The sequence below is a fragment of the Rhizobium sp. SEMIA 4085 genome, from assembly GCF_013004495.1.
In the GTDB taxonomy this organism is placed as follows: domain Bacteria; phylum Pseudomonadota; class Alphaproteobacteria; order Rhizobiales; family Rhizobiaceae; genus Rhizobium; species Rhizobium gallicum.
Window position 1 is genome coordinate 1 of record NZ_JABEPH010000402.1, and the last position, 5,047, is coordinate 5,047.

The window sequence follows — 5,047 nt, forward strand, 5'->3', positions numbered from 1 at the left end:
CTGGCGACGGAGTGGGCCGGACCGTCCGTGTGCCTCACGTCGACAGCGATCACCTGAAAGCCGGGCGGGCCTTTTCCCATGGCTTCACGTGCGCCGGCCTCGACCGCCGGAATGTAGTTCCGGGGAACGGTGCCGCCTTTGACCGTCTCGCCGAAGGTGAAGCCCTGCCCCCGTTCATTGGGACGCACACTCAGCTGCACGTCTGCGAACTGCCCTGCGCCACCCGTCTGCTTGCGGTGACGATAGTGGACGTTCGAGGGCTTTGAGATCGTTTCCCGATAGATCGGGTTCGGCGATCGGTCCGTGACTTCGACCCGGAATACCTCCGACAGGGTCTTGCGCAGATCGCGCAGGTGCATCGGTCCTTGCGCGCAGATCAGCTGTGCGCCTGTGCCCTCCTCCTGCATCACCTTCAGGCCGCGATCGGTCTCGGCCAGCTTTGCAAGCGTCGCCGAGAGCTTCGTTTCGTCGCGCTCGGTGCCCGGAACAAGGATGCGTTCGAGCATGGGCGTCGGCGGTGCCGTCCAAGCGGGCGGTGCCAACGCGTCGGCGGCTGTCAGCAAGGCGGTTGCGGGCAAGTGATCTGACTTGACTGCGGCGAAAATCCTGCCACGTGCCGAGTTTCCGGCAAGGGGACGGCCGTTTCCTCCCTCCTGGACCGACCCGAGACTAGCGCCGCCCAGCGCAGCGCCCTGTTTCAGTCCGTCGGCAAGCGCACGGACGAGAATCGTCTTTCCAACGCTCGGCCGGTGGTAGGCGTGGAAGCTTACGGCAGCCAGTGCCGTTTCATCCAGGCTGGCGGTGGCGGCCAGCCGACTCTTCAGGGCTTCAACAGGCGGCGCTTCGTGGCGCAGCGCCTTCATCAGCCGCTTGATGCCATTGCTGTGGGATGCTGCGCCGAAGAGCACCGGAATGACCTTGTTTTCCTTCAGGATCCGTGAGGCGATGGCAAAGAGTGCGTCGCTTGGTAGTTCGCGGTCTTCGATCAGTTCCTCGAGAAGCCAGTCATCGTACTCGGAAAGCTGTTCCAGCAATTCGGAACGCGCCTCGTGCTCGCGCGCAGCAGCACTGTCGGGAAGCTCGACGAGGGCAGAAGGCTGACCTTCCCGATAGCGCCAGGCCCGCTCCGAAATCAGGTCGCAGCTGCCGACCACAACATCTCCGTCGCGGATCGGTATCTGCCGCAGGACGAGAGGATGGCTGGAATAGGCCTGCAGGGCGGCGATGACATCGCGCAGGCGCCCCTGCGGCTCGTCCATGCGGTTCACAAAAAGAATGCAAGGTGTTCCCGAAGCTTCGATGGCGCGAAGATAGGGTGCTGCCAGCACCGCCTCGTCCGGCGCCGGCGATACGCAGAGGATGCAAGCATCGCTTGCCAAAAGTGAATCCTGGGCGAGCGCCAGCGCCTCGTTCGCGCCGGGTGTATCCAGCGCGCACCATGCCTCGCTTCCGAATTCGAATTCCGTCAGGCTCGATCCGTATGGAGAGACGGACCTTCTCGGTGTCGCTTCGAGCGAAGCCAGTTTTGCGACGAGCGTCGACTTTCCCGTCTGCGAGGGTCCAAGTACCGTGAAGCAGCGCATCGGCTATCCTCCCTTTGCCAAGAACACGCATCCGATTGTCAAGAATGCCTTCAACCGTTGAAAAGTGCTAGGCCATTGCGACTTTTCTCAAGCATGAGGCGGCGCCTGTCCCCTCATGAGACATTTTTGCCTGGGCAGCATGGCGTCTGCCTTGCCGGGCTCCCCACGAGATTGCCGGCGAAAAAGGGCGGAGCAGCGAAGCGTCGCTGGCTAGTCATTGCCCGCACCCACTGGTAATTCCCGCGCGTTTCCGCCATATACAGCCGAAATGGACACGGGATGATCCTATGAGCGCAACGGTCGAATTCGCGAAGATGAACGGGCTTGGCAACAAGATCCTGGTCGTCGACATGCGCGGCCGCGCGGACAAGGTGACGCCTGCTGCGGCAATTGCGCTCAATGCCCATCCAGATACGGCCTTCGACCAGATCATGGCGATCCACGACCCGAGGGCTCAAGGCACCGATGCCTGGATCGATATCCTGAATTCCGATGGATCAAAGGCGCAAGCCTGCGGCAATGGCACGCGTTGCGTGGTGCAGGCTCTTGCCTCGGAAACCGGCAACAAGGTTTTCACTTTCCAGACGGTGGCAGGCATCCTCAATGCCGTCGAGCATGAGGACGGTACGATCTCGGTCGACATGGGCAAGCCTGTTTTCGACTGGGACAAGATCCCGCTTGCGGAAGAATTTCACGATACCAGCCGCATTGAACTCCAAATCGGTCCGATCGACAGCCCGGTCCTGCATTCGCCCTCCACCATGTCGATGGGCAACCCGCATGCCGTCTTCTGGGTCGACAGGGACGTGATGTCCTTTGACCTGGCGCGCTTTGGACCGTTGCTTGAGAATCACCCGATGTTTCCCGAGCGCGCAAATATTACGCTGGCGCAAATTCCCTCGCCGGCATCGATCACGACACGGACATGGGAGCGCAGTGCGGGTTTGACGCTTGCCTGCGGTTCGGCTGCCTGCGCAACAGCAGTTTGCGCTGCCCGCACGGGCCGCACGGGCCGCAAGGTCGAGATTCATGTCGCCAGCGCCAAGCCGCCCGGCATATTGTCGATCGAATGGCGCGACCGCGACGACCACGTGATCATGACCGGCCCTGCCGAATGGGAATGGTCCGGAACGTTAGACCCCTCCACCGGTTCGTGGGCGCGCGATCAGGCGCAGGGGGCCGAGGCGCGGTGAGCGGCGTTGAGGTCATTACCTTCGGCTGCCGTCTCAACACCTACGAATCCGAAGTGATGCGGGCGGAGGCGGAAAAGGCCGGGCTCAACAACGCCATTTTGGTGAACACTTGCGCAGTCACAAGCGAGGCCGTGCGTCAGGCGCGGCAGTCCATCCGCCGCGCACGACGCGAGAACCCGCATGCGCGTATCATCGTGACGGGCTGCGCAGCCCAGAGCGAAAAGCAGACCTTCGCAGAAATGGCCGAGGTCGACGTCGTTCTCGGCAACGAAGAGAAGCTGATCACCGCTTCTTATCACGCCAGCGCCCTGCCCGATTTCGGAGTGGCCGCGGAAGAGAAGCTGCGTGTCAACGACATCATGAGTGTGCGCCAGACGGCGCCGCAGATGGTAAAGCACATCGACGGGCATGTGCGCGCCTTTATCCAGGTGCAGAACGGCTGCGACCATCGCTGTACCTTCTGCATCATCCCCTATGGCCGCGGCAATTCCCGCTCCGTGCCCATGGGCGCCGTGGTCGATCAGGCGCGCAACCTCATTGAAAACGGCTACCGAGAGATCGTGTTGACAGGCGTCGATGCCACCAGTTACGGCGCCGACCTGCCCGGCGAACCGACGCTCGGGCTGCTTGCCAAGACGCTTCTGAAACAGATACCTGACATCCGCCGACTGCGGCTGTCATCGATCGACAGCATCGAGGCGGACAAGCATTTGTTCGATCTGGTCGCCGATGAGCCGCGATTCATGCCGCACCTGCATCTTTCGCTGCAACATGGCGACGACATGATCCTGAAGCGCATGAAACGGCGACATTCGCGCGCTGATGCGCTGGCCTTCGTCGATCAGGTTCGCGGTCTGCGTCCAGAGATGTGTTTCGGCGCGGACATGATCGCCGGTTTCCCGACCGAGACCGAAGAGATGTTCGAAAATGCCGCCAGCCTGGCGGAAGAAGCGAAGATCGCTCACCTGCACGTCTTCCCTTACAGCCCTCGTCCAGGCACGCCGGCAGCCCGCATGCCGCAGCTCGACCGGTCGATCGTCAAGGATCGTGCGGTACGGCTTCGTGCTACTGGACATCAGCTTCATCAGTCCCATCTGGATCAGATGGTCGGAACGCGGCAATGCCTGCTGGTGGAAAACAACGGGCTTGCACATACCGAGAACTTCACGCTTGTCGCAGCCCCCGGTCTTCGCCCGCGTTCGTTCGTCGAGGCAACCATCACCGGCCATAATGGCAAACATCTCGACATGCAATTGACAACTGCCGACGCGGCCTGATTTCACGGAATTCCAATGGCGCTCAGTTTCATCAAAAAGGTCTTCACCTTCGGCAAGGAAAAGCCGGCGGAAGAGCAGGCGCCAGAGGCTCCAGAGACAAAAGTTCTCGAAGCCGAACTGGAGCCGCATTCGCGCGAGGAACACTTGCCGCTCGCAAGTGATCCCGTTTTATCGGAGGAGTTGGATACCCCGGGCGGCCCGGCTGCGGACGCTGTCGAGCCTTCCGAAGACGCCGAAGAGTCGGCGATCCTTCCGAGCGCCTACCAGATTGGCGATCTTGGAGTGATACCACTCTCGTTGCTGGAGGCTGAGGCTGAAGCCGAGCCAGAGACGTCAGCCCAAGACGCGCCCTTGGCGGAGACACCCCCCTCAGTCCCTTCGGGACATTTCCCCCACGAGGGGAAAGATCAGTTGGCCGACGAGGCGCCACTTTCCGACGCTTCTCGTGATGAAGTCACGGATATTCGTCCGGAGATTTCCGGGACGGCTGAGGGAGGGCAAAGCGCTCCTGCTCAACCAACCTCTCTCCTTGTAGGGGAGATGCCCGGCAAGGTGGAGGGGGATGCTCCTCGACCTGAAGCGGATGGCGAGCATGCTTCAAGGACGGAACCTGTCCTTCCCAAGGGCTTTGCAACCACTCCGAAAATCACCGAACCGGAGCCGATTGTTCCTGCGCCGAAACTCAGCTGGTTCCAGCGTCTGCGCGCCGGTCTCGCACGTACTTCGTCGCAACTCACGGGCCAGATTTCAGCGCTCTTCACCAAGCGCAAGCTGGACGACGACACCCTTCAGGATCTCGAAGACCTTCTGATACAGGCCGACCTCGGCGTCGAGACCGCCATGCGTGTCACCGATACGCTTGCTTCCGAGCGCTATGGCAAGGATGTGACCGGCGAGGATGTCAGCCGCATCATGGCGTCGGAAATTGCCAAAGTGCTGAAGCCGGTCGCAAGGCCCTTGCAGCTCGATCTCACCCACAAGCCGCATGTCATTC

Annotated in this window: 4 protein-coding genes; 3 read left to right on the forward strand and 1 reads right to left on the reverse strand. The window is 61.5% G+C overall.

The genetic code is table 11. From position 1 onward, the window contains the following. On the reverse strand, positions 1–1,583 hold a 1,583-nt coding region (locus C9413_RS27595; protein WP_170251177.1), incomplete at its 3' end, for an elongation factor G. 287 nt (positions 1,584–1,870) lie between these two features. Between C9413_RS27595 and dapF the strand changes: the two genes are divergently transcribed. The 3 genes from dapF to C9413_RS27610 form a co-directional block, all read left to right on the forward strand. After that, positions 1,871–2,776, forward strand: coding sequence for a diaminopimelate epimerase (dapF, locus tag C9413_RS27600; protein WP_170251178.1), 906 nt, complete (start codon positions 1,871–1,873; stop codon positions 2,774–2,776). Further along, positions 2,773–4,053 carry a tRNA (N(6)-L-threonylcarbamoyladenosine(37)-C(2))-methylthiotransferase MtaB gene (mtaB, locus tag C9413_RS27605; protein ID WP_170251179.1) on the forward strand — a complete coding sequence of 427 codons (1,281 nt, stop codon included), beginning with the start codon at positions 2,773–2,775 and terminating at the stop codon, positions 4,051–4,053. Before dapF ends, mtaB begins: the two co-directional genes overlap by 4 nt. A 15-nt stretch (positions 4,054–4,068) precedes the next feature. Continuing rightward, positions 4,069–5,047, forward strand: a 979-nt coding sequence (locus C9413_RS27610; protein WP_170251180.1) for a signal recognition particle receptor subunit alpha, incomplete at its 3' end; no start/stop codon positions are given.

Bases quoted from the DNA above. Each gene is read 5' to 3' on its own strand.
- dapF (WP_170251178.1), top strand. From the start codon at position 1,871: ATGAGCGCAACGGTCGAATTCGCGAAGATGAACGGGCTTGGCAACAAG.